Here is a 23,681-nt window from a genome sequence, read left to right as displayed (position 1 = left end):
GGGGAAGGCCCGCCTCTGGCATTATCCGCGCCCGGAAAAACACGCGGTGCGCGCCGAAGGCGATTGGGTAGATTTCCTACAAGGCTGTTGTATACACAAATTGTGTTGATTCGTTTCAACACAGCTTTGTCATGTATCCAATCTTCCGGTGGGTGATTGCCAGTTCGGTGCCTTCCCATGGGGCGGTGCCCTGCAATCAGGCGAAGTTGTCCTGCGGGTCAGGAAATCGCCCGGCCTTTGCACCTGCGTCTTCTCTGCCAAAGGAGCGGACCCTGAAGGGTTCGTCATAAAAGTGGAACAACTGGTCAGGATTGGCGCCAATCTTGCTTTCCTCGCCAGGCCTGACCGACCGGACAGGTTCCACCGACAATTAAAAACGCAACACGACTGCACTGATTAGGAGCAACGCATGACTCGCACTCTCGCATCCCTGCTGCTCGCCGGCGGGCTGCTCGCGGCCGGGCAGGCCATCGCTGGCGGTGAAGACCTGACTCCGGCCCCGGCCGTCAACGATGGCCCGCTGATCTGGCACAACGAAAGCCTGACCTACCTGTGGGGCAAGAACTTCAAGGTAGATCCGCCGATCCAGCAGACCTTCACCTTCGAGAGCGCGAGCGCCTGGACCTGGGGCGACATCTGGTTCTTCGTCGACCAGATCAACTACAACGGCAAGGAAAGCGCCACCAACGGCAAGAACACCTACTACGGCGAGTTCAGCCCGCGCCTGTCGTTCGGCAAGATCACCGGTGCCGACCTGTCCCTGGGCCCGGTCAAGGACGTGCTGCTGGCCACCACCTACGAATTCGGCGAAGGCGACGTTGAGTCCTACCTGGTCGGCCCGGGCTTCGACCTGGCGCTGCCGGGCTTCGACTACTTCCAGCTGAACTTCTACTACCGCAAGCCCGATGGCAACCGCGTGCCGTCCGGCGCCTGGCAGATCACCCCGGCGTGGGCCATCACCTTCCCGGTGGGCAACTCTGACGTCCTGTTCGACGGCTTCATGGACTGGGTCGTCAACAACAAGAGCGCCAGCTCCAGCGAGCGCAACCAGTCGGACTACCACGCCAACCTGCACTTCAACCCGCAGCTCAAGTACGACCTGGGCAAGTCCCTGGGCTACGAGGCCAAGCACCTGTACGTGGGCATCGAGTACGACTACTGGTCCGACAAGTACGGCATCAAGGATTCGCAGTACTTCACCACCGACCAGAACACCGTCAGCGCCCTGGTCAAGTACCACTTCTGATGCTCCCACCGACCCCGCCGCCTGGCGGGGTCGGTCCTTGTGCGGGTCGCACAGCGGGTTGGCAGACTGGCGTCGCGGCCCGCAGCGCTTTCGGAAGTTGCCGACACCGTTTCCGGTTCCCGGCCGATTGGTGCGGCGCTCGCCAACCTCTAGCTTTACGTCTCTTGAGCTTTACGCAGGAGATGTGAGCCATGATGAAGAAACTGTTGAGCGCGACCATCGCCGCGAGCCTGAGCGCATCCGTGCTGGCGGCGCCGCTGGGGCACCCCAGCATTCCGCCGACCCAGGTGCATGACGACACCCACGCTGGTGGCTTCTACCAGGACGTGATCACCCGCTCCCAGCCGGCACCGGTGAAAGAGGAGCCGCAAGAGGAGCACAAGGCGGCCGTGGTCGCGGCCAACGAGTGCGCCCCGCTCTGGGGCGGCGCTGGCAAGTCCGAGCAGAACGAGCAGGCCCAGGCCCAGGCACGCGGCGACGATCAGGATGAAAACCGCCGCGGCGTCGCGGTGATTCCGACCGCCGACCCGTGCGCTGGCCTTGGCCTGGCCCGCCCGCTGTACGGCAGCCTGACCGTCGGCGAAGGCGTGGGCATCGGTGCCGCGGTCGTCGCCATCGGCGCCGCCATTGGCAGCCACGGCGGTGGCGGCGGTGGCCACCACGGCTCGTCCGGCACCACCGGCACCACCAAGTGATCCCACGCCCCCGGCTCGATCCCGGGGGCTGTGAGCACCAGGGCAGGGCTGGCGACGCCGGTTCCTGCCCTTTTTCACGTCTTGCGCTTGAATCCCGCCACCTGCCTGGGTTATCCATGCACCGCCCCTCGCTCACGCATGGACCTACCGCATGACCCTCCAGGTACCCGCCCATACCGCGCCCAACGGTGAAAAGCCCGCCGGCCGCATTCGGCAGAAGAACGAGGAAGCCATCCTCACCGCCGCCGAGGAAGAGTTCGCCCGCCACGGCTTCAAGGGCACCAGCATGAACACCATCGCCCAGCGCGTCGGCCTGCCCAAGGCCAACCTGCACTACTACTTCAGCAACAAGCTGGGGCTGTACGTGGCGGTGCTGAGCAACATCCTCGAGCTGTGGGACAGCACCTTCAACCACCTCACCGTGGACGATGATCCGGCCATCGCCCTGGCGAGCTACATCCGCGCGAAGATGGAGTTCTCCCGCCGCTTCCCGCAGGCCTCGCGGGTATTCGCCATGGAGATCATCAGCGGCGGCGAATGCCTGTCCGAACACTTCAGCCAGGACTACCGCACCTGGTTCGCCGGCCGCGCCGCCGTGTTCCAGGCCTGGATCGACGCCGGCAAGATGGACGCGGTCGATCCGGTGAACCTGATCTTCCTGATCTGGAGCAGCACCCAGCACTATGCCGACTTCGCCACCCAGATCGGCTTCGTCACCGGGCGCAAGCGCATGTCCAAGCAGGACTTCAGCGATGCCAGCGACAACCTCATCCGCATCATCCTCAAGGGTTGCGGGCTGACGCCGCCGGCCATGGCATGAGCTTCACCCTCGCCGGCCCTGCGGTGTACGACGAAGACATCCGCAAGAGCCGCTTCCATTGCGTCGCCGCGCCCATCGCCAGCGAGGCCGAGGCCCAGGCCTTCCTCGCCGCGCACCGCGACGCCAGCGCCGGGCACAACTGCTGGGCCTGGAAGCTGGGCAACCAGTACCGCTTCAGCGACGACGGCGAACCGGGCGGCACCGCCGGCCGGCCCATGCTGGTGGCGATCGAAGGGCAGGACATGGACCGCGTGGTGGTCATGGTCAGCCGCTGGTTCGGCGGCATCAAGCTCGGCACCGGCGGGCTGGCCCGTGCCTATGGCGGTTGCGCGGCGAAATGCCTGCAGCATGCCCCGCGCATTGAGCTGGTGCCCAGCAGCCGCCTGGCGTTCGACTGCAACTTTGCCGAGCACGCGCTGTTCAAGGCGCGGGTGCTGGCGCTGGGGGCCAGCGTCGAGGACGAAGCCTTTGGCGCGGACGGGGTTCGACTGACGCTGAACCTGCCGACCACTCAGGTCCCTGCGCTGCAGAAGCTGCTCAACGATCTCAGTCGCGGACGACTCCAGGCTCGTTTGCTGGACGACTGACGCTTCTCCCCAAACACCGTGGAACCGCCTGTGGATAACCTGTGGTCGGTCTCCGCCTGTCCGCGCCATCCGCTGCTTTTCGCAGGTTGATCATTTTCTGACCAATGTGCCCGTCCGCTGCTGAGCAAAATATGAACAAGCTGTGGAAAAGGTGTGGGTGAAATGATCGGCGAAGGCGACGGCGGAGCGAAGCTGACCCTTCGGTGGATTATTCATCGGATTGATGCAGGGCTTGCCATGCCTGGGCTCGGGCGTTTCGCCGGCGACGCGGACTGCGTCGCCTGAGGTTGGGGGCAAAGCACTGGATAAACTGTGGGCAATCTGTGGGGAACCTGTCTCACGGGCGAGACAGGTTGTGCGCTGAACGGTCGTCACAGGCTGCCAGCTCTGGCGAAAAGCCCGCCGCTTCGCTTCGAAAACCTGTGGATAACACTGGGGAAAAGGCGCCGGCGTGGCCGGCGCCAGAGCGGATCAGAGACGGAACTGCGCCATCTGCCGCGCCAGGTCGTCGGCCAGGCTGCGCAGCTCGCGGCACTGCTCGCGGCCGTGCTGCACTTCCCGGGTGGTGGCATGGGCGAGGTCGGCGATGCCCTGCACGTTGCGGTTGATCTCCTCGGTCACCGCCGATTGCTCCTCGGTGGCCGTGGCGACCTGGTGGTTGATGTCGCTGATGCGCTCCACCTGGTCGGCGATGGCGCCCAGCGAAGCGCTGGCCTGTTCGCTGGCGGCCAGGCTCTGCCCGGTGGCCTGCTGGCCGGACTGCATCGAGCGCACCGCCGCTTCCGCACCGTCCTTCAGGCGCTGGATGATCGTCAGGATCTCGTCTGTGGAGCCCTGGGTGCGGCTGGCGAGCGTGCGCACCTCGTCGGCCACCACGGCGAAACCGCGACCCAGCTCGCCGGCGCGCGCCGCCTCGATGGCGGCGTTGAGAGCGAGCAGGTTGGTCTGCTCGGACACGCCGCGGATCACCGCCAGCACCTGGTCGATGCTCGCCACTTGCCCGGCCAGCTCGCCCACGGCGCCGGCCGCTTCGCCAATCTCGCCGGACATGCGCTGGCCCACCTGCAACGAGCCGCCGACCACGCGCCGCGCTTGCCCGGCTTCCTCGCGGGCTTGCTGCGATGCGCTGGCGGCCTGTTCGGCGTTGCGGGCGATCTCCTGCACCGTGCTGCCCATCTCGTTCACCGCCGTGGCGACCATGTCGGTCATCTCCTGCTGGCGACCGGCACGGTCGGCGGTGTTGTCCACCACCTGTGCCACTGCGCCGACGGTGCGCAGCAGTTGCTGGCTGGTACCGAGCACCGCGCCGATGAGCGCGCGCTGGCCTTCGAGAAAGCGGTTGAAGCCGCGGGCCAGGTCGCCCAGTTCGTCGGCGCGGCTGTCGTCCAGGCGCCGGGTGAGGTCGCCGCCGCCGCCGCCGATTTCCAGCAGCGCGCCGGTGACCTGGCGGATCGGCCTGACCAGGCTGCGCGCCATCAGCACCACCAGCGCCAGGCAGAGCAGGGCGACCACGGCGCCGGCGAGGCCGGAGAAGGCCAGCGCGGAGCGGGCATCGGCGTAGATTTCCGCTTCCGGCACTTCGCTGACCAGGGTCCAGCCCAGATCATGCAGCGGCAGGCTGGCCGCCAGGTAGGCTTCGCCGTCGCGCTCGAAGCGGGCGCTGTGGAAGCCCTGCTGGCCCAGCAGGACGCCGGCGGCATCGGCGCCGATCAGGTCACCCAGGCTGCGGCCCTTGGGCAGCGAGGCGTCGGGGTGGATCTGCACCTGGCCGTCGTTGTTCACCAGGTACACGCGGCCGGACTGGCCGAAGCGGAAATCGCGGATCAGGGTCGACAGCTCGCGCATCTGCAAGCCCAGCCCGGCGATGCCCAGCAGGGTGCCGTCCTGCTCCACGCGCTGGTCGATGAACAGCGCGAGCTCGCCGGTGCTGGCGTCGGTGTCGATGTTCAAGGTGCGTGCCTGGCCGCTGTCGATGAACTGGAAGTACCAGCCATCCTTCGGGTCGCTGCGGCTCAGGGTGCGTTCCTTGCCCTTGTCGCTGTAGTAGGCGCCACTGGCGTTGGCGGTGATCAGCGCGGAGAAGGCGTGCTGGGAGGCGCGGATGCCGCCCAGGTACCGGGTGAAGTCGGCGAGTTTTTCCGGGCTTTCGCCAGCGGCCAGCCAGTCCTTGACCAGGGTGTTCTCGGCAATGCCGGCCGCCGCCGTGATGGGGCCGGTGAGACGCTTCTCGAAGTCGTTGGCGATCGCCTGGATGCTTGCCGGCAGCGCTTGTTCGAGCAGGTAGCGCTCGCTCAGGCGATTGACCAGCACGGCGTACAGGCCCAGGACGATGAGCAGGCTGATGAGCAGGGCAGCGCCCATGCTGAGGATGAGTTGGGTCTGGATACTTCGCAGGCGCATTTCTTGTTTTCCTCCGAACGCACAACGAAACGCCCGCCAGGCGGCGGGCGAAGAGACGGGGTCGTTGAGGGTATCGGCGGCGGCGCGGAAAACTGTTGTCGCGTTGGTCAGGTTTTTGCGCGCGGCGAGGACTCCTCACATGAGCCTTCGCTGCACGTTCCATGAGTGGAGAGGGCCTCCCATTCCACGCCGTCGCGGGTCTGCCGGGCGGGGGCGTCCAGGTGGTAGCGGGCGATGACCTGGGCGGCGACCGAGACGGCCACTTCCAGCGGGCGTTTACCCGGGACCTCGGACAGGCCGATGGGGCAGTGCATCTGCGCAATCACGTCCTGTGGATAACCCTGTTGCTCCAGGCGCATCTGGAAGCGCCGGGCCTTGGTGCGCGAACCGATCATGCCGAGGAAACCGGCGTCGCCGCGCTTGAGCACCGCCTCGGCGATGGCGTAGTCCAGCGGGTGGTTGTGGGTCATGATCAGGAAGTAGCTGCCCGGCGGCGCCTCGTGCACGGCGTCTTCCGGTTCCTCCAGCAGGCGCGTGCGCACGCCCTCGGGGACCGCCCGGGGAAATTCCGCGGCGCGGCTGTCCACCCATTCCAGGCGCAGCGGCAAGCCCGCCAGCAGTGGCGCAAGGGCGCGGCCGACGTGGCCGGCGCCGAACAGCAGTACCTGCGGACCCCGCGCGGCGAAGCACTCGAACAGCAGGCTGGCGCGCCCGCCGCAGCACTGGCCGAGCCGCGCGCCGAGGGGGAAGTGCTCGAGCGCCTGTTGATCCTTGCCGGCCAGCAGCAGCTGGCGCGCGTGCTCGATGGCGGCGAATTCCAGATGGCCACCGCCGATGGTGTCGAAGGTTTCCCCGGCGGTCACCAGCATCTTGCTGCCGGACTCCCGGGGCGTGGAGCCCTGCACACCGATCACGGTGATCAGCACGTAGGGCTCGGCGCTGTCGCGCAGGCGGGCGATGGCGTGCATCCAGGTACGGGTCATGGTTGGGGTTCCTGGGTCGAGTCGGGAGTGGGTGGGTTTTCCCTCACCCCAACCCTCGGCTTTGGCATCCTGCGTCGCTCTACCTCCTGCATCCATGCAGTCGTCTCCCGGAGGGAGAGGGGGCTGTCCGCTGCGGTGGTAGCGATCAGTGCGTCGTGTGACCCCACAACTGCCGGCTGAGTCTGCTGGTTCACCTTACGCCGATCAGTCCCCTCTCCCGCTTGCGGGAGAGGGCTAGGGTGAGGGCGCTCTTGCTCCGAACGGCGCATCGCCTCACAAGCCCAGAGTACCCGTTCCGGCGTCGCCGGCGTATCCAGGTCCGGGCTCAGCCGGTAGTCGGCGAGGCTGGCGATGGCGTCGCGCAGCGCCGACCACACCGAGATCGCCAGCATGAACGGCGGCTCGCCCACCGCCTTGGACAGGTACACGCTGTCTTCCTCGTTGGGGCGGTCGAACAGCGCCACGCGGAAGTCGGCCGGTGCGTCGCTCACCGCCGGGATCTTGTAGGTCGCCGGCCCCACGGTGAGCAGCTTGCCGGTGTCGTCCCAGCGCAGCTCCTCGGTGGTCAGCCAGCCCATGCCCTGGACGAAGCCACCCTCGATCTGGCCGATGTCGATGGCCGGGTTCACGCTGCGGCCGACGTCGTGGAGGATGTCCACCCGCGGCACGCGGTACTCGCCGGTCAGCGTGTCGACCTCCACCTCGGACACCGCGGCGCCGTAGGCGAAGTAGAAGAACGGATGCCCCTGGCCCTTCTCGCGGTCGTAGAAGATCTTCGGCGTGCGGTAGAAGCCGGTGGCGGAGAGCTGGATGCGCGCGAAATAGGCGGCCTGGACGGCCTCGGCGAAGCCCAGGTGCTGCGTCCCCACCGTCACCCCGCCGCGCTCGAAACGCACCTCCTGGAGCTTCACGCCGTCGCGTTCGGCGAGGAACTCGATCAGGCGTTTCTTCAGCGTGCGCGCCGCATCGCGGGCGGCCATGCCGTTCAGGTCGGTGCCGCTGGAGGCGGCGGTGGGCGAGGTGTTGGGCACCTTGTCGGTGCGCGTGGCGGTGAGGTGCACCTGTTCCAGCGGTACCTGGAATTCCTCGGCGACGATCTGCGCGACCTTGGTATTCAGGCCCTGGCCCATCTCGGTGCCGCCATGGTTGAGCTGGATGCTGCCGTCGGTGTAGAGGTGCACCAGCGCGCCGGCCTGGTTGAGGTGCTGCGCGGTGAAGGAAATGCCGAACTTCACCGGCGTCAGCGCCAAGCCTTTCTTCAGCACCGGGCTGCGCGCGTTGAACGCACGGATCGCGCAGCGGCGCGCGGCATAGTCGCTGCTCTGCTCCAGCCGCGCGATCAGCTCGCCCAGCAGGTTGTGCTCGACCCTCTGGTGATAGGGCGTCAGGTCGCGGCCTGAGCCTCCGTAGAGGTTCAGCTTGCGGACCTCGAGCGGGTCCTTGCCCACCGCGCGGGCGATGTCGTCCATGGCGCGTTCGATGATCATCATCCCTTGCGGGCCGCCGAAGCCGCGGAAGGCGGTATGGGAGACGATGTTGGTGAAGCTGCGGTAGCCGGAGATGGCCACGTCGGGAATGAAATAGGCGTTGTCGGCGTGGAACATCGCGCGGTCGACGATGGCGTCGGAGAGGTCCGGGGAATGGCCGCAATCGCCCACGACTTCGAGCTGCGCAGCGAGCAGCCGGCCCTCGGCGTCGAAGCCGGTGCGGTAGCGGTTGTGGAAGGGGTGGCGCTTGCCGGTCAGGCGCATGTCGTCGGCACGCGGCAGGCGAAGTTTCACCGCGCGGCCGGTCTGGCGCGCGAGCAGGGCGGCAAGGCAGGCGAAGGGCGCGGCCTGGGTTTCCTTGCCGCCGAAGCCGCCACCCATGCGGCGTACTTCCACCGTGACCTTGGCCAGTGGAATCGCCAGTACCTCGGCCACCAGTTTCTGCACTTCGCTGGGGTGCTGGCTGGAAGTGTGCACCAGCATGCCGCCATCGTCGGTCGGCAGCGCCAGCGAGGCCTGGCCTTCGAGGTAGAAGTGCTCCTGGCCGCCGATGAACTGGCGGGCCTCCAGCACCCGCGGAGCCTGCGCCAGTGCCGCGTCTACGTCGCCCCGGCGCATGTGGTGCGGCGGGCGCACGAAGCGCTCCTCGGCCTTGGCCTGCAGCGGGTCGATCAGCGGGTCTTGCTTCGCGTACTCGACCTTCGCCAGGCGCACCGCGCGGCGCGCCTGGACGAGGGTTTCGGCGGCGACCGCGAACAGCGCCTGGCCGTGGTATTTCACCCGGTCGCCGGCCAGCAGTGGATCACCCGGAAACACCGGGCCGATGTCCGTGTGGCCGGGCACGTCGTCCAGGGTCAGCACCGCCACCACGCCGGGCGCGCTGCGCACGGCGTCGAGGTCGAGGCAGAGCACCTCGCCGCAGGCGATTTCGGTGAGGCCGACGGCGGCATGCAGCAGTTCGCGCGGGGCCCTCAGGTCGTCCACATAGTGCGCGGCGCCGCTCACATGCAGCGCGGCGCTGTCGTGCTCGCGAGGCTTGCCGGCGCTGTGCACGGCGACCGCGACGCCGTTGCCGGCCAACGGTGGTAGGCTACGCATGGCGCACCTCCGCAGGGCATTCGGACCCTTCCAGTAGTGCGCGCTGCAACAGGTTCTGCGCCACCTTCAGGCGATAGGCGGCGCTGGCGCGCAGGTCGTCGATGGGCTGGAAGTCCAGCGCTATCGCGGCTTGCGCCGCCGCCACGGCAGCGGCGTCGAAGGGCCGGCCGCGCAGGGCCGCTTCGGTGTTCGCACCCCGTAGCGGGGTGGCCGCCATGCCGCCACAGGCCAGGCGTGCGTCCGTGACGATGCCTGCCTCGTCGAGGTCCAGGCGCAAGGCCAGGCAGACGGCGGAAATATCGTCGTCACGGCGCTTGGAAACCTTGTTGACGCGCAAGCGCTGGTGGCCGCGCAAGCGCGGAATCCGCAGCGCTTCGATGTACTCGCCCGGTTGCAGGATGGTCTGCCGGTAGCCGGTGAAGAAGCCGTCCACGGGCACTTCCCGCACCTTTCCCGCCTTGCGCAGCCGCAGGTGCGCATCCAGTGCCAGCAGCACCGGCGGCATGTCGCCGATGGGTGAGGCATTGGCGATATTGCCGCCCAGGGTGCCGCGCTGGCGGATCTGCAGCGAGCCGAGCCGCTCGAGCAGGGCGCCGACACCGGGGAATTCCTCCAGCGCCGCCAGGCAGTCGGCATAGGTCCGCGCGGCGCCGATCAGCAGATGGTCGTCGTGGACCTCCAGGCGTTGCAGGTCACTCACCCGGTCAAGGTGGATGAGCGCCGGGAAGGCCTTGAGGTTCTGCGTGGCTTCCAGCGCCAGGTCGGTGCCACCGGCGATCAGCCGGGCGGCCGGATGCTCGTGCAGCAGGGCGTCCAGCTCCTCCAGCGAGGCGGGCAGCCAGGCCTGGGCGCCGTCGCCCTGCAGTGCGCCGGCGGTGGCGATCTGCCGAAGACGGGCGACGGTCAGGGCGGTGTCCTGGGTGAAGCGGTCACGGCAGGGCTGCCCGGCGATCTGCGTGGCAGCGTCGAGGATCGGCCGGTAGCCGGTGCAGCGGCACAGGTTGCCGGAGAGGGCGCTCAACGCCGTCTCCCGGTCGTGGGGTGGCGGCGCGTGGTGCCAGGCGAACAGCGACATGACGATGCCCGGCGTGCAGAAACCGCACTGCGACCCATGGCAGTCCACCATCGCTTGTTGCACCGGGTGCAGCGCGCCTGGTTTGCCCAGGTGCTCCACGGTCAGCACCTGGCGGCCGTGCACCGCGCCCAGCAGCGTGATGCAGGCGTTCACCGCGCGATAGCGCAGCGCCTCGCCCTCGGGCTCGACGAGCACCACGGTGCAGGCACCGCAGTCGCCGGAGGCGCAGCCCTCCTTGGTGCCGGTGCGCGCGCGGTGGATGCGCAGGTAGTCGAGCAGGCTGGTCTCGGGGGCGAATCCATCGGCCTGGACCGCTTCGTCGCCGAGCAGAAACTCAATCATCGGGAGTCCTCGTCGTCATGCGGGCGGCCGCGCCGCCTCGCAAAGGCTGTCCGTGGAGGCCGAGCGCTGCGTGGCGAAGGCTCTCAGGCACAAGCATAGGCTCGTGGACCGGCTTGACCAGCAGGGCAGGAAAACCGCGGGGGGACACGCGTCCCGGCGCTGGCTGGGGCGCCGTACGTCGCGACCGGTGTTGTCCTCCTCATCTTTTCGGGCGAAGGTGGTCAGGTTGGCATGCACCGCCTACACCGGGGGACGGGGCGAGAGCCCCGCGCCAGAGGCCTTGGGGCCGAGATCCAGTCGTCGGATTCGGCGTCTCGCTTGATAGGAAACTTCTTCCTTTTATAGATATCTCAATAGAGATACTCAATATCCGTGATGCCCTAAATCAATGGGCATTCCTTGTCATCAGGCGATAATCTTCCCCCTGTCGAATTTCAACCGATCGACCACTCGATTAAACGACAAACTCTCATTGAGGAATTGCCTAATGTCCCTGATCAACACCGCCGTTCAGCCGTTCAAGGTCAACGCTTTCCATAACGGCAAGTTCATCGAAGTCACTGAAGAATCCCTCAAGGGCAAGTGGTCCGTTCTGATCTTCATGCCGGCAGCCTTCACCTTCAACTGCCCGACCGAGATCGAAGACGCCGCCAACAACTACGCCGAGTTCCAGAAGGCCGGTACCGAGGTCTACATCGTGACCACCGATACCCACTTCTCCCACAAGGTGTGGCACGAAACCTCCCCGGCCGTTGGCAAAGCCCAGTTCCCGCTGATCGGTGACCCGACCCACCAGCTGACCAACGCCTTCGGCGTGCACATCCCGGAAGAAGGCCTGGCCCTGCGCGGCACCTTCGTGATCAACCCGGAAGGCATCATCAAGACCGTCGAAATCCACTCCAACGAGATCGCTCGTGACGTCGGCGAAACCCTGCGCAAGCTGAAAGCTGCCCAGTACACCGCCGCTCACCCGGGCGAAGTCTGCCCGGCCAAGTGGAAAGAAGGCGAGAAGACCCTGGCTCCGTCCCTGGACCTGGTCGGCAAGATCTAAAAACGGCTGGGAAGCTGTTGCGCAGCGCTTGCTGCCCTTCCTTCAGACCCGGCAGCTTCCCCTACCGTTTCGCAGTACCCCGAGGATGCCTATCGGCATCCTCTCTACCTAAGCCAAAAGCGTGCGTAGGGTGGGCTGAAAAGCCCGCCGGGGAACCCCTTTGCTCAAATTCCGAGGATTTGAATCATGTTGGACGCCACTCTTAAAACCCAGTTGAAGGCCTACCTGGAAAAGGTCCAGCAGCCGTTCGAGATCGTCGCGTCCCTCGATGACAGCGACAAATCCCGCGAGATGAGCGAGCTGCTGCACGAAATCGTCGGCCTGACCGACAAGATCACCCTGCGTGAAGATGGCAGCGATGCGCGCAAGCCGTCCTTCTCGCTGAACCGCCCGGGGGCGAACATCGGTCTGGCGTTTGCCGGCATCCCCATGGGCCACGAATTCACCTCCCTGGTGCTGGCGCTGCTGCAGGTCGGCGGCCACCCGTCCAAGCTCGACGCTGACGTCATCGAGCAGATCAAGGGCATCCAGGGCTCGTTCGAGTTCGAAACCTATTTCTCGCTGTCCTGCCAGAACTGCCCGGACGTGGTCCAGGCGCTGAACCTGATGGCCGTGCTCAACCCGAACATCCGCCACGTCGCCATCGACGGCGCGCTGTTCCAGGAAGAAGTCGAGCGTCGCCAGGTGATGGCGGTGCCGAGCATCTACCTCAACGGTGAAGTGTTCGGCCAGGGCCGCATGGGCGTGGAGGAAATCCTCGCCAAGATCGACACCGGCGCCGCTGCCCGCGAAGCCGAGAAGCTGTCGGCCAAGGAAGAGTTCGACGTACTGGTCGTCGGCGGTGGCCCGGCGGGCGCTGCCGCGGCCATCTACGCCGCTCGCAAGGGCATCCGCACCGGTGTGGCGGCCGAGCGCTTCGGCGGCCAGGTGCTGGACACCATGGCTATCGAGAACTTCATCTCGGTCACCGAGACCGAAGGCCCGAAACTGGCTCGCCAGCTGGAAGAGCACGTCAAGCACTATGACGTCGACATCATGAACCTGCAGCGCGCCAGCGCCCTGATTCCGGCGAAGACCGCCGGCGGCCTGCACGAAGTGCAGTTCGAGGGCGGCGGCAGCCTGAAGGCCAAGTCCGTGATCCTGGCGACCGGCGCCCGCTGGCGCGAAATGGGCGTGCCGGGCGAGAAGGAATACAAGGCCAAGGGCGTGTGCTTCTGCCCGCACTGCGACGGCCCGCTGTTCAAGGGCAAGCGCGTCGCGGTGATCGGCGGCGGCAACTCCGGCGTCGAGGCAGCCATCGACCTGGCCGGTATTGTCAGCCACGTGACCCTGCTGGAGTTCGACAGCAAGCTGCGCGCCGACGCGGTGCTGCAACGCAAGCTGTTCAGCCTGCCGAACGTGGAAGTCATCACCAGCGCGCTGACCAGCGAAGTGAAAGGCGATGGCCAGAAGGTCACCGGCCTGGTCTACAAGGACCGCAACTCGGAAGAGTTCAAGTCCATCGACCTGGAAGGCATCTTCGTGCAGATCGGCCTGCTGCCCAACAGCGAATGGCTCAAGGGCACCATCGAGCTGACCTCGCGCGGCGAGATCATCGTCGACGCTCGCGGCGAGACCTCGCTGCCGGGCATCTTCGCCGCCGGTGACGTGACCACCGTGCCGTACAAGCAGATCGTGATCGCGGTCGGCGAAGGCGCCAAGGCGTCGCTCTCCGCCTTCGACCACCTGATCCGCTCCTCCGCGCCGGCCTGATGGCTTCGCGCTAGAAACAGAAACGCCCGGTTCACGCGAGTGAGCCGGGCGTTTTCTTTTGGATGATGTCTACCTGCCGGCCTTGGAGCGTGGTTTAGCACCCTCTCCCCCGCCCTCTCCCTGAAGGGAGAGCTGTCCTCTGCATTGATCCATAGCGGAGTTAGTCGGCGAACACAGCAACGTCCAAGCGGGCCGGACAGTCCCCTCTCCCTTCAGGGAGAGGGTTAGGGAGAGGGCCAGCCCCGCTCCGAACCTTCAGAGAATCGGCGACACCAGCCGCGCCACCCGCATCCCCAGCTGCTGCAGCCGGTGCACGCGCTTGCGGTCGTCCAGGGTCATCTCCACCGACTGGGCGAAGTCCTCTTCGAGCATGGCTTCCACGTCGCGGGCGAAGCCTTCGTCGACGGTGATCACCATGATCTCGAAGTTCAGGCGGAACGAGCGGTTGTCCAGGTTGGCGCTGCCCACGGCGGCGCTGTCGTGGTCGATCAGCACCACCTTCTGGTGCAGGAACCCCGGCTGGTAGCGGAACACCCGCACGCCGGCGCGTACGGCCTCCAGCGCATAGAGGCTGGAGGCGGCGTAGACCGTCTTGTGATCCGGCCGCGAGGGCAGCAGGATGCGCACGTCCACGCCCCGCAGCACCGCCAGGCGCAGGGCGGCGGCGACGGCTTCGTCCGGGACGAAATACGGCGTGGTGATCCACACCCGCTCCACCGCCGCGTTGATCGACTCGACGAAGAACAGCGAGCAGGTTTCCTGGGTGTCCGCCGGGCCGCTGGCGACCACCTGGCAGAGCATGCCGGCGTCGTCGTAGCCATCGGGCAGGATCAGCGTCGGCAGCGTGTGGGTGGCCCAGAACCAGTCCTCGGCGAAGCACTCCTGCAGGCATGCCACCGCCGGGCCGTGCAATTCGATGTGGGTGTCGCGCCAGGGCGCCAGCGGTGGCTTCTCGCCCAGGTACTCGACACCGACGTTGTGCCCGCCGACGAAGCCCCGCACGCCGTCGACCACCACGATCTTGCGGTGGTTGCGGAAGTTCACCTGGAAGCGGTTGATCATCCCGCTGCCGGTGCTGAACGCATGCACCTGCACGCCGCCCTGGCGCAGGCGCTCGACATAGCGGCGGGGCAAGGCGTGGCTGCCGATGCCGTCGTACAGCAGGAACACGTCCACGCCGTTGGCCGCGCGCTCCAGCAGCAGCTGCGCAAGACGCTGGCCGAGGGCGTCGTCACGGACGATGAAGAACTGCACCAGGATCACTTTGCGCGCGCGGGAGATCGCCTCGAACATCGCCTCGAAGGAAGCCTTGCCGTTCACCAGCAGGCGCACGTTGTTATTGGCCAGGGTCGGCATGCGCGCCAGCCCGACCATGGCCTTGAGCGACTTGTAGGCGTGGTACTGGCGCGCGGCGAGCGCCTCTTCCACCCATGGGCGCCAGTCCAGTTCGGCGGCGGCCAGGTGCATTTCCTCGTTGGCCTGGCGCCGCGCGCCGATGTAGGCGTCGAAGCGGCTGCGGCCGAAGACGAGGTAGGGCAGCAGGGTCAGCAGCGGCATGAACACCAGGGAGGTGGCCCAGGCGATGGCGCCTTGCGCGGTGCGCACGCTGAGGACGGCGTGCACCGCGGCGACGATGCCCAGGAGCTGGATGACCACCAGGAAGTGGGCGATGTAGGTGCTGTACTGCATGGGCGCGCGATCGGGTCCTTGTGGTCGGCGGATGCTCTGAGCCTAGTTGGCTCCCGGCGGTTGCGGCCAGCGGCTGATGGGGCCGCGCCAGTGCTCGTAGGTCTTGCCCAGGCGCAGTACCTCGATGTCGGCGAAGCGCGGGCCGACGATCTGCAGGCCGATGGGCATGCCGGCGCTGGTGAAGCCGCAGTTGATCGAGAGTGCCGGTTGCTCGGACATGTTCCACGGCACGGTGAAGCCGATGTGCTCGAAGGGCAGCGCCGGGTCGTTGGTCGGCGAGGCCCACTCGGCGGGGAAGGCGGCGACCTGGTTGGTCGGCGAGAGCAGGAAGTCGATCTCGTGGAACTGCTCGGCCGCCCGCCGGCGCATGTCGAAGGTGCGGTTGTAGCCGCGCACCGCATCGGCGCCGCTGACCGAGGCGCCGCCCTCGGCCCACTGGTAGATGTAGGGCAGCACCTTGGCCTGGCGCTCGCGCGGCAGGTGTTCCAGCTCGGCCCACAGGCGTGCGCGCCAGAATTTGTCGAGGCCGTCGAGCAGCTCGCGGTCGAGTATCGGCTGGACGTCGACGATCTCCGCGCCGGCCTGGGCGAAGCGCCGGGCAGCGGCCTCGACGGCGGCGCGGACCTCCGCTTCCGGCTGCAGGCCGCAGCCGGGGTCGAGTTGCAGGCCGATGCGCAGGCCCTGCACGTCCAGCGGCTCGATATGCCAGTCCAGGTTCGCCGGCGGCAGGGCGGTGGCGTCGCGCCAGTCCGGGCGGGCGAGGTGCTTCATCATCAGCGCCGCGTCGTCCAGGGTGCGGGTCATGGGGCCGGCGCAGCGGCCGGTGTAGTAAGGGTCGATGGGGATGCGCCCGAAGCTCGGCTTGAAGCCGACCAGGCCGCACCAGCCCGCCGGCAGGCGCACCGAGCCACCGATGTCGGTGCCGATGTGCAGCGGCCCGTAGCCAGCCGCGGCGGCCGAGGCGGCGCCGGCGCTGGAGCCGCCCGGGTTCATGCGCAGGTCCCAGGGGTTGCGCGCCAGTTCGTGGAAGCTGGAAAGCCCGGAGGAGAGCATGCCGAAGTCCGGCACGGTGGTCTTGCCCAGCAGGATCGCCCCGGCTTCGAACATTCGCGCCGCGGGCGGGGCGTCGCCCGTAGAAGGTTGCAGCAGGGTGGCGGCGCTGCCCTGGGGGATCGGGTCGCCGCGGGTGGCGATCAGCTCCTTGATGGTGACCGGCACGCCATCCAGTTCGCCGCACGGCGCACAGCGGATCCAGCGCGCCTCGGAGCGCCGCGCCTGCTCCAAGGCCCGCTGCGGATCGAAGGCGAAGAGCGCGCAAAGCTGCGGCTCCCAGCGGTCGATGTGAGCGACCAGATGCTCCAGGTACTCGACGGGGGATAGCTGGTGCGAGCGGTACAGGGCCAGCAGTTCGACGGCGGACAGGTCGTGCAACGGTGGCATGGCGGTCTCCGGCGTGGGGCTATGCCACACCCTAGCCGAATCCGCGCCAGGAGGGGATAGGCGCGGTGGTCACACCGCGCGATCGAGGCTGGCCTCAGGCGCGCTGGCGCGATTGCTGGTCGATCAGGTACTGCAGGCGATACAGATGACGGTAGCCCGATTCCCAGGCGCCGTGGCCGGATTTCACGTTGATGTGCCCGGCGGAGGGCAGGATCACCGTTTCGGCACCCCAGGCGCGGCCGAGCACCAGCGCGCGCTGCGGGCTGCAGGCGGCGTCGTTGTCCGAGCCCACCAGCACGGCGGGGAAGGGCAGCGTCTGGGCGGCGATGGGGGCGAAGTTGCGTAGCGCCCCGTGACAGGTTTCCCGCTCCACGTCGGCCGGGGCCACCAGCAGGGCGCCGGCGACCTGGGCGAGGGCGCGGCGGTCGGCGCGGGCGGCCCAGGAGGCGACGGTCACACAGCCCAGGCTGTGGGCGATCAGCACCACTCGGCCGGGCTCGCGGCGGATCTCGCGGTCGAGTTCGGCGACCCAGTCGTTGTGTTGCGGGGTGATCCAGTCCTGCTGCTGCACCCGCCCGGCGTTCGGCAGGGCGCGTTGCCAGTGGCTCTGCCAGTGGGCGTCGTCGGAGCCGTGCCAGCCCGGCACGATCAGATAGCGGATGCGTTCGTTGCGCATGGAGCGGCCCTCTCGAATCGTCATGGAAGACATTCTAGGGAGGGTTTTAATATACGTTAAGGAATAAGAAATTCTTTGCTTATGCGGTATTTAGACTAAGCAAACGGCTATAAGGGCTATTCCTGCGCCCGGCGCAGCGGGCAGCAGCGCGCCAGGATGCCCTCCAGGTTGAGGTCGGGCATGGCGTAGTCGCGCAGGGCCTTGGCGGTCTGCTCGACGTAGTCGCGGGTGGTGCCGAAGTGCCCCTGGGCGCTGTCGAGCACGTGCTGGACGATGCTGTCGGGCAGGGAGCCGGCGTAGCTGGGCAGGTGGCGTTCGAGGACAAAGCCCAGGGCGCGCACGCGGGTGCCGTCGTCGAGGCGGCAATTCAGCCATTCCGGGCGGTAGGAGGCGTAGGGCATCTCCCGTTCCCAGAGCGCATAAAGGTTGGCGTCGAGGTTGTCCTCGGGCAGGCGGAAGGCGAAGCCTGCGCAGGAGCCGCCGCGGTCGAGCCCGAGCACCAGGCCCGGCGCTTCCGGGGTGCCACGGTGGGTCAGCGACCAGAGGTAGAGCCCGCGGTGGTAGCCGTGCACCCGCGCGCGGCGCGCCTCGGCCACCGGGAATTCCGGGCGCCAGATCAGCGAGCCGTAGGCGAACAGCCACACCGGGCCGGCGCCGTGTTCGCTCATGGTGATGTCGAGCGAGGCGCGCAGCTGTGCGGGTGTGAAACGTTCCGGCACCCCCAGTGTCGGCGGATAGAACGGGCCTTGCGAAGTGGGAGACGATGTCACGCGATACCCCTCAGGTCTCCAGACTGTCATCAACTTAGTGGAACTGCGGCGGCCACGGAAGGGCCTGAAAGGCATAGGTTTATTGCCAGAGCGGGGATGACGACGAACGGCGGGTGATTTGCCAGGCGCAGCGGCCGCTGGCGCTCTCGTAGGGCGCATAACGCGCCAGCGTTACCCGCCGCGGGGCATGCGGCGGATAACCCGTTCCGGGTTATGCGCCCTACGGTTCTGCGCTGCGATTCGCCCTCTCCCTGAAGGGAGGGGGGCCGTCGTACATGGCTTCATGTAGGAGCGGACTCCGTCCGCGATCGATTGCCGGCGGCTCGTAGCCGGCCGGTTGCACATCGCGGACGGAGTCCGCTCCTACGCGATCCACAGCCGTGGCGCGGAATCGGCGAATAAAAAAAGGCCGCTCACCCCTGCCTGAGTATTGGGAGAGCGGCCTTGAAGCTCGGTATGTGGTGGAGGTCCTGTTCTACACCCGCTCTGTTTCAGGTGTCTTACAGGGGCCTCAGCGCGCGGTGATCACCGCCAGCTTGGTAATGCCCGCCTTCTCGATGTAGGCCATGGCCTTGGCCACCTGGCCGTAGTTCACCCCGTCGTCGGCCTGCAGCTGCACGCGCAGCTGGGCGTCCTTGGCCTTGGCCGCTTCCAGGTTGCCCTGCAGCAGCTCGGGCTGGATCTCGTCCTTGTTGATGAACCACTTGCCGGCGCCGTCGATGCTCACCACCAGCGGGTCCTTCTGCTCCGGCGGCGCGACCGCCTCGGTCTTGGGCAGGTTGATCGGGATGGCGTTGGTCAGCAGCGGCGCGGTGACGATGAACACCACCAGCAGCACCAGCATCACGTCCACCAGCGGGGTGACGTTGATCTCGGAGAGAACCTCGTCGCTGTCCTGGGTCGAGAAGGCCATGTCAGCTCGCCTCCTTCACGCTGGCGCCGGCAGCCGGTTTGCGGGCGGCGGTGGGCAGGGTGACGACGCGGAAGGCGCTCTTCTGCGCAAGGCTGTAGAAGTCGTGGGCGAAGTCGTCGAGGTCGGCCGCGGTGAGCTTCAGGCGGCGGAGGAAGTAGTTGTAGACCAGCACCGCCGGGACGGCGACGGCGATACCCACGCCGGTGGCGATCAACGCGCTGCCGATGGGACCAGCGACGGTTTCCAGGCTCGCCGAGCCGGCGGCGCTGATGCCCTTGAGCGCTTCCATGATGCCCCACACGGTGCCGAACAGGCCGATGAAGGGCGAGGTGGAGCCGATCGAGGCGAGCACTGCCAGGCCCGATTCCAGGGAGCGACGCTCACGCTGGATCTGCTGGCGCAGGGCGCGTTCGAGGCGGTCCTGGTGATTGATCGATTGGGCGAGGTCCGGCTGGCCGTTGTCCTGCACCTGGATGGCGGCGAAGCCAGCCTGGGCCACGCGGGCACCGGCGCCGGGCTTGCCGGCGGCCTGGTCACCGGCCGATTCGAGGCTGGTGGCGCTCCAGAACTGCTTCTGGAAACGCTTGTCCTGGGATTTCTGGCGGGTGAATTGAACGCCTTTCACCAGGGCCAGGGCCCAGGTGACGACGGAGAAGCCGACCAGCAGCCAGATGACTGCGCCTTCGACGGATTCCAGGGGGTTAAGGGGCAGACTCATGGGTGTTCTCCTTCCGCGATTCTCGTGCGGCTGATCTGGGCAAGTTGAATCAATGCAATTTGAAATCGATGGGTACGCTGACCCAGCCGTCCTGGGCCACGTCGCCGCGCTTGGCGGGGACGAAGCTCCAGCGTTTCACCGCGCGCACCGCGGCATCGTCCAGGGCGTCGCGACCGCTGCTCTTCTGCACCTGGATCTCGCTCGGGCTACCGCTGGCGAGCACATGCACCCGCAGCAGCACGGTGCCTTCCCAACCGCGGCGCTGGGCCAGCGGCGGGTATTCCGGCGCCGGGTTCTTCAGGTAACCGGCGCTGGCCGAGGGCGGCGTCAGCGGTGCCGGGGCCGGAGCCGCCGGGGCGGGCGGAGCCGGTGGCGGCGGCGGGGTTTCGGGCTTGGGCGGCGTGGGTTGCTCGACCGGCTTGGGCACGGGTTTGGGCTTGGCCACCGGTTTGGGCTTGGGTTTGGGAATCGGTTTGGGCGGCGGCGGTTTCACCGCATTCTCGTCCACCACGGGGGGCGGCGGTTCCTGTACCACCGGCTGGGGAATCGGTTCGGGCGGCGGCGGCTCGACGACCGGCGGCGTCGGCGCGGTGAATTCGATGGTCATCGGCGGCACCTGCGGCGGCACTTCGGGCAGCTTCGGCGTGGGCTGCTGGCTCAGCCAGTAGACCACCGCGCCATGCAGCGTCAGGGCGAACAGGCCGAGCAGGACGGCTTCGCGGCGGCTCAGCGCGCGGCTTTTCGCCGGCACGTGGCGGCCCAGCTCCAGCGCGTGGCGCAGCGGGCGGCCGAGATCGACCAGGTCGCCGCCGGGCACGTGGCGCAGGAAGGCATCCGGCGCGAGGGCATGCTGGGGTTGAGCCATGAACGATCTCCTTGCAGGTCTGCGCGGCTCTAAGTCGCGCTTGAAACGGACCTGCATGATTGGCGGAGCGCCTTAGCTCTTGAAGTGATTGTTTCTCTTATTTAAATAACTTTCGGTGCTATAGGTTTTTCCCGGATCGCTGCAGGCCGCGGCAGCCGTGGCTTTGCGAGAATCAGTAAAAAAGCGATGCCTTTGCCGCATGGAAAATATGCAAGGAAGGTTGGCGAAAATTTGCTCAAAGCGCTGGGTTAGAGCTCTTTAATGTAGGAGCGAGCTTGCTCGCGAACAGTGTTTGCCGGCAGCGCCGGAGTTGGGCGGGTTCGCGAGCAAGCTCGCTCCTACGAAAAGCCCCTGGCCCCAACTCCGGAGCCCACGAGCCGGAAAGCGGAACGCCAGAAACGAAAAAGCCCGGTCATTCGACCGGGCTTTTCATCAGCGTCAGCGATGCGGCGATCAGAACGCCGGCACCACGGCGCCCTTGTACTTCTCGAGGATGAACTGCTTCACCTCGGGGCTGTGCAGGGCGGCGGCCAGTTTCTGCATGGCGGCGCTGTCCTTGTTGTCCGGGCGGGCAACCAGGATGTTCACGTAGGGCGAGTCGGCGCCTTCGATGGCCAGCGCGTCCTTGGTGGGGTTGAGCTTGGCTTCCAGGGCGTAGTTGGTATTGATCAGGGCGAGGTCGACCTGGGTCAGCACGCGCGGCAGGGTGGCCGCTTCCAGTTCACGCACCTTGATGTTCTTCGGGTTGGCGACGATGTCTTTCGGGGTGGCGGTGATGGACTTGTTGTCCTTGAGCTTGATCACGCCGACCTTGTCCAGCAGCAGCAGGGCGCGGCCGCCGTTGGTGGCGTCGTTGGGGATCACCACGGTGGCGCCCGACGGCAGCTCTTCGAGCTTCTTGAACTTGGTGGAGTAGGCGCCCAGCGGCTCGATGTGCACGCCGGTGACGGCGGTCAGGCTAGTGCCCTTGGTCTTGTTGAACTCATCCAGGTACGGCTGGTGCTGGAAGAAGTTGGCGTCCAGGCGCTTCTCGGCGACCTGGGTGTTGGGCTGCACGTAGTCGGTGAATTCCTTCACCTTCAGTTCAACCCCTTCCTTGGCCAGGATGGGTTTGACGAAGTTGAGGATCTCGGCGTGCGGCACCGGGGTGGCGGCGACGGTCAGGCTGTCGGCGGCCTGGGCCAGCGGGGCGCCGATGACGGCGGCGGCAGCGAACGCGGCGAACAGTTTCTTCATGCTTGGCTCCTTGGTCGGCCCGCATCCGGCGGGCCCTGCGGTTACTTGCGGGAATAGTGGACCACCAGCTTGTCGCCGACGGTCTGCAGGATCTGGACGAGGACCACCAGCATCACCACGGTGAGCAGCATCACGTCGTCCTGGAAGCGTTGGTAGCCGTAGCGGATCGCCAGATCGCCGAGGCCGCCGGCGCCCACGACGCCGGCCATCGCGGTGTAGGACACCAGGGTGATGGCGGTGACGGTGATGGCGGCGATGATGCCCGGGCGGGCTTCGGGGAGCAGGGCGTTCCAGATGATCTGGCGGGTACTGGCGCCCATGGCCTGGGTGGCCTCGATGATGCCCTTGTCCACCTCGCGCAGGGCGGTTTCCACCAGGCGCGCGAAGAACGGCGTGGCGCCCACCACCAGCGGCGGGATGGCCCCGGCGACGCCCAGCGAGGTGCCGACCAGGATCACCGTGAGCGGGATCAGCACGATCAGCAGGATGATGAACGGCAGCGAGCGCAGCACGTTGACGATGAACGCCAGCACGCCGTAGACGCCGCGGTTGGCGAACAGCTGCTTCGGCCCGGTGAGGAACAGCAGCACGCCCAGCGGCAGGCCGAGGATGACGGTGAACAGCAGCGAGCCGCCGAGCATCCAGAAGGTGTCGAGGCTGGCCTGGAGGATTTCCGACCAGTCGATATTCACAAAGAAGTCGCTCATGCGCGCAGCACCTCCACATGGACGTCGGCAGCGTTGAGCTGCGCCAGGGCGGCTTCGATGTCACCGCCCACCAGGGACAGGGTGAGCTGGCCGTAGGGCTGGTCCTTGATGCGGTCGATGCGCCCGGCGAGGATGCTGTAGTCCACGCCGGTCTGGCGCGCGACGGTGCCCAGCAGCGGTGCGTAGGTCGCCTCGCCGCGGAAGGTCAGGCGCAGGATACGGCCCGGCACGTGGGCAAAGTCGTCGTGCTGTTCTTCTTCGTCCACGCGCTCGGCCTCGAAGACGAAGCGGCGGGTGGTCTCGTGCTGCGGATGGAGGAACACATCGGCGACGTCGCCCTGTTCGACGATGCGCCCGGCGTCCATCACCGCCACCTGGTCGCAGACACGGCGGATCACGTCCATCTCGTGGGTGATCAGGACGATGGTCAGCTTCAGCTCGCGGTTGATTTCCGCCAGCAACTGCAGGACCTGGCCGGTGGTCTGCGGGTCGAGGGCGCTGGTGGCCTCGTCGCAGAGCAGGATGGTCGGCCGGCAGGCCAGCGCACGGGCGATGCCGACACGCTGCTTCTGGCCGCCGGAGAGCTGCGCCGGGTACTTGCGGGCGTGGTCCTGGAGGCCCACGCGGGCGAGCAGTTCGTCCACCCGCGCGCTGATCTCGGCGGCGCTGTAGGTGCCGGCGAGTCTCATCGGCATGGCGATGTTGTCGGCGACGGTCTTGGAGGCCAGCAGGTTGAAGTGCTGGAAGATCATCCCGACGCGCTGGCGGAAACGGCGCAGGCCGTCGGCGTCCAGGGCGGTGATGTCTTCGCCGTCGATGACGATGCGTCCGCCGCTGGGCTCTTCCAGGCGGTTGATCAGGCGCAGCAGGGTACTTTTACCGGCGCCGGAATGGCCGATCAGGCCGAACACCTGGCCGCCCGCGATGGACAGGCGGGTCGGCTGCAGGGCCGGGATATCGCGTCCGGCGACGCGATAGGTCTTGTGGACGTCGTGGAATTCGATCACGTAGCGAACCTTGTGGGTACGGGGAGGCGCCGCTCGCCGCCAGGGCCGTCGGATGAACAGGCGTAGGCAACGAGCGTAGGCGGTCAGCCAAAACCGCGCATTTTAACCTGCTTTTTTATGGCTG

Annotated in this window: 21 protein-coding genes and 1 pseudogene; 7 read left to right on the top strand and 15 right to left on the bottom strand. The window is 67.1% G+C overall.

Features of this window, described 5'->3' with window-relative positions; genetic code table 11:
- The first annotated feature begins 409 nt into the window (after positions 1–409).
- The 5 genes from ACNFIA_RS02370 (at position 410) to ACNFIA_RS02350 (ending at position 3,633) form a co-directional block, all read left to right on the top strand.
- On the top strand, positions 410–1,246 hold the full coding sequence (locus ACNFIA_RS02370; protein WP_416782739.1) for an outer membrane protein OmpK: 837 nt from the start codon (positions 410–412) through the stop codon (positions 1,244–1,246).
- Between the two features lie 191 nt (positions 1,247–1,437).
- Complete coding sequence (locus ACNFIA_RS02365) at positions 1,438–1,941, top strand: hypothetical protein (RefSeq protein WP_416782738.1); 504 nt, start codon at positions 1,438–1,440, stop codon at positions 1,939–1,941.
- Between the two features lie 151 nt (positions 1,942–2,092).
- Entirely contained in the window at positions 2,093–2,761 is a 669-nt protein-coding gene (locus ACNFIA_RS02360; RefSeq protein WP_416782737.1) for a TetR/AcrR family transcriptional regulator, read from the top strand.
- Positions 2,758–3,348: an IMPACT family protein gene (locus tag ACNFIA_RS02355; RefSeq protein WP_416782736.1), complete on the top strand. Its 591-nt coding sequence runs from the start codon at positions 2,758–2,760 to the stop codon at positions 3,346–3,348. The genes ACNFIA_RS02360 and ACNFIA_RS02355 overlap by 4 nt, the downstream gene beginning before the upstream one ends.
- Before the next feature lie 162 nt (positions 3,349–3,510).
- Positions 3,511–3,633, top strand: coding sequence for a hypothetical protein (locus ACNFIA_RS02350; RefSeq protein WP_416782735.1), 123 nt, complete (start codon positions 3,511–3,513; stop codon positions 3,631–3,633).
- A gap of 186 nt (positions 3,634–3,819) precedes the next feature.
- Here ACNFIA_RS02350 and ACNFIA_RS02345 read toward each other — a convergent pair whose 3' ends face one another.
- The 5 genes and pseudogenes from ACNFIA_RS02345 to xdhA form a co-directional block, all read right to left on the bottom strand.
- Positions 3,820–4,548: a methyl-accepting chemotaxis protein gene (locus ACNFIA_RS02345; protein ID WP_416783004.1), complete on the bottom strand. Its 729-nt coding sequence runs from the start codon at positions 4,546–4,548 to the stop codon at positions 3,820–3,822.
- A gap of 138 nt (positions 4,549–4,686) precedes the next feature.
- Positions 4,687–5,709 (bottom strand): annotated as a pseudogene (locus ACNFIA_RS02340) (cache domain-containing protein); the annotation flags it as partial.
- A gap of 146 nt (positions 5,710–5,855) precedes the next feature.
- On the bottom strand, positions 5,856–6,731 hold the full coding sequence (gene xdhC, locus ACNFIA_RS02335; RefSeq protein ID WP_416782734.1) for a xanthine dehydrogenase accessory protein XdhC: 876 nt from the start codon (positions 6,729–6,731) through the stop codon (positions 5,856–5,858).
- Positions 6,728–9,316 carry a xanthine dehydrogenase molybdopterin binding subunit gene (gene xdhB / locus ACNFIA_RS02330; RefSeq protein ID WP_416782733.1) on the bottom strand — a complete coding sequence of 863 codons (2,589 nt, stop codon included), beginning with the start codon at positions 9,314–9,316 and terminating at the stop codon, positions 6,728–6,730. The genes xdhC and xdhB overlap by 4 nt, the downstream gene beginning before the upstream one ends.
- Entirely contained in the window at positions 9,309–10,733 is a 1,425-nt protein-coding gene (xdhA, locus tag ACNFIA_RS02325; RefSeq protein WP_416782732.1) for a xanthine dehydrogenase small subunit, read from the bottom strand. The genes xdhB and xdhA overlap by 8 nt, the downstream gene beginning before the upstream one ends.
- A gap of 487 nt (positions 10,734–11,220) precedes the next feature.
- Between xdhA and ahpC the strand changes: the two genes are divergently transcribed.
- Positions 11,221–11,784: an alkyl hydroperoxide reductase subunit C gene (gene ahpC / locus ACNFIA_RS02320; RefSeq protein ID WP_111260455.1), complete on the top strand. Its 564-nt coding sequence runs from the start codon at positions 11,221–11,223 to the stop codon at positions 11,782–11,784.
- Between the two features lie 186 nt (positions 11,785–11,970).
- Positions 11,971–13,536: an alkyl hydroperoxide reductase subunit F gene (gene ahpF / locus ACNFIA_RS02315; RefSeq protein ID WP_416782731.1), complete on the top strand. Its 1,566-nt coding sequence runs from the start codon at positions 11,971–11,973 to the stop codon at positions 13,534–13,536.
- Positions 13,537–13,791: 255 nt separating this feature from the next.
- On the opposite strand, the gene cls is transcribed toward ahpF, so the two are convergent.
- The 10 genes from cls to ACNFIA_RS02265 all read right to left on the bottom strand — a co-directional run bounded on the left by cls (position 13,792) and on the right by ACNFIA_RS02265 (position 23,557).
- Positions 13,792–15,225 carry a cardiolipin synthase gene (gene cls, locus ACNFIA_RS02310; protein WP_259758452.1) on the bottom strand — a complete coding sequence of 478 codons (1,434 nt, stop codon included), beginning with the start codon at positions 15,223–15,225 and terminating at the stop codon, positions 13,792–13,794.
- A 42-nt stretch (positions 15,226–15,267) separates the two neighbouring features.
- Positions 15,268–16,665: an amidase gene (locus ACNFIA_RS02305; RefSeq protein ID WP_416782730.1), complete on the bottom strand. Its 1,398-nt coding sequence runs from the start codon at positions 16,663–16,665 to the stop codon at positions 15,268–15,270.
- A 94-nt stretch (positions 16,666–16,759) separates the two neighbouring features.
- Positions 16,760–17,341, bottom strand: a complete 582-nt coding sequence (locus ACNFIA_RS02300; RefSeq protein WP_416783002.1) for an alpha/beta hydrolase — start codon at positions 17,339–17,341, stop codon at positions 16,760–16,762.
- A gap of 116 nt (positions 17,342–17,457) precedes the next feature.
- Entirely contained in the window at positions 17,458–18,141 is a 684-nt protein-coding gene (locus ACNFIA_RS02295) for a gamma-glutamylcyclotransferase (RefSeq protein ID WP_416782728.1), read from the bottom strand.
- Between the two features lie 481 nt (positions 18,142–18,622).
- Positions 18,623–19,024 carry an ExbD/TolR family protein gene (locus ACNFIA_RS02290; RefSeq protein ID WP_259758456.1) on the bottom strand — a complete coding sequence of 134 codons (402 nt, stop codon included), beginning with the start codon at positions 19,022–19,024 and terminating at the stop codon, positions 18,623–18,625.
- A 1-nt stretch (position 19,025) separates the two neighbouring features.
- A complete protein-coding gene (locus ACNFIA_RS02285; RefSeq protein WP_081518836.1) occupies positions 19,026–19,742 on the bottom strand; it encodes a MotA/TolQ/ExbB proton channel family protein in 717 nt (238 codons plus the stop codon).
- Between the two features lie 49 nt (positions 19,743–19,791).
- Positions 19,792–20,607, bottom strand: coding sequence for an energy transducer TonB (locus tag ACNFIA_RS02280; protein WP_416782727.1), 816 nt, complete (start codon positions 20,605–20,607; stop codon positions 19,792–19,794).
- A 453-nt stretch (positions 20,608–21,060) separates the two neighbouring features.
- Positions 21,061–21,843 (bottom strand): MetQ/NlpA family ABC transporter substrate-binding protein, encoded by a 783-nt coding sequence (locus tag ACNFIA_RS02275; protein ID WP_259758459.1) that lies wholly within the window; start codon positions 21,841–21,843, stop codon positions 21,061–21,063.
- Between the two features lie 41 nt (positions 21,844–21,884).
- Positions 21,885–22,550: a methionine ABC transporter permease gene (locus tag ACNFIA_RS02270; RefSeq protein ID WP_416782726.1), complete on the bottom strand. Its 666-nt coding sequence runs from the start codon at positions 22,548–22,550 to the stop codon at positions 21,885–21,887.
- Positions 22,547–23,557: a methionine ABC transporter ATP-binding protein gene (locus ACNFIA_RS02265; protein WP_416782725.1), complete on the bottom strand. Its 1,011-nt coding sequence runs from the start codon at positions 23,555–23,557 to the stop codon at positions 22,547–22,549. The genes ACNFIA_RS02270 and ACNFIA_RS02265 overlap by 4 nt, the downstream gene beginning before the upstream one ends.
- Positions 23,558–23,681 lie beyond the last annotated feature (124 nt).

Origin of the sequence: Pseudomonas sp. NY15437, assembly GCF_048068435.1 — a bacterium.
Taxonomy (GTDB): Bacteria; Pseudomonadota; Gammaproteobacteria; order Pseudomonadales; family Pseudomonadaceae; genus Pseudomonas; species Pseudomonas nitroreducens_B.
The sequence above is the reverse complement of the archived record's forward strand: the minus strand, read 5'-3'. Positions and strand labels throughout refer to the sequence as shown.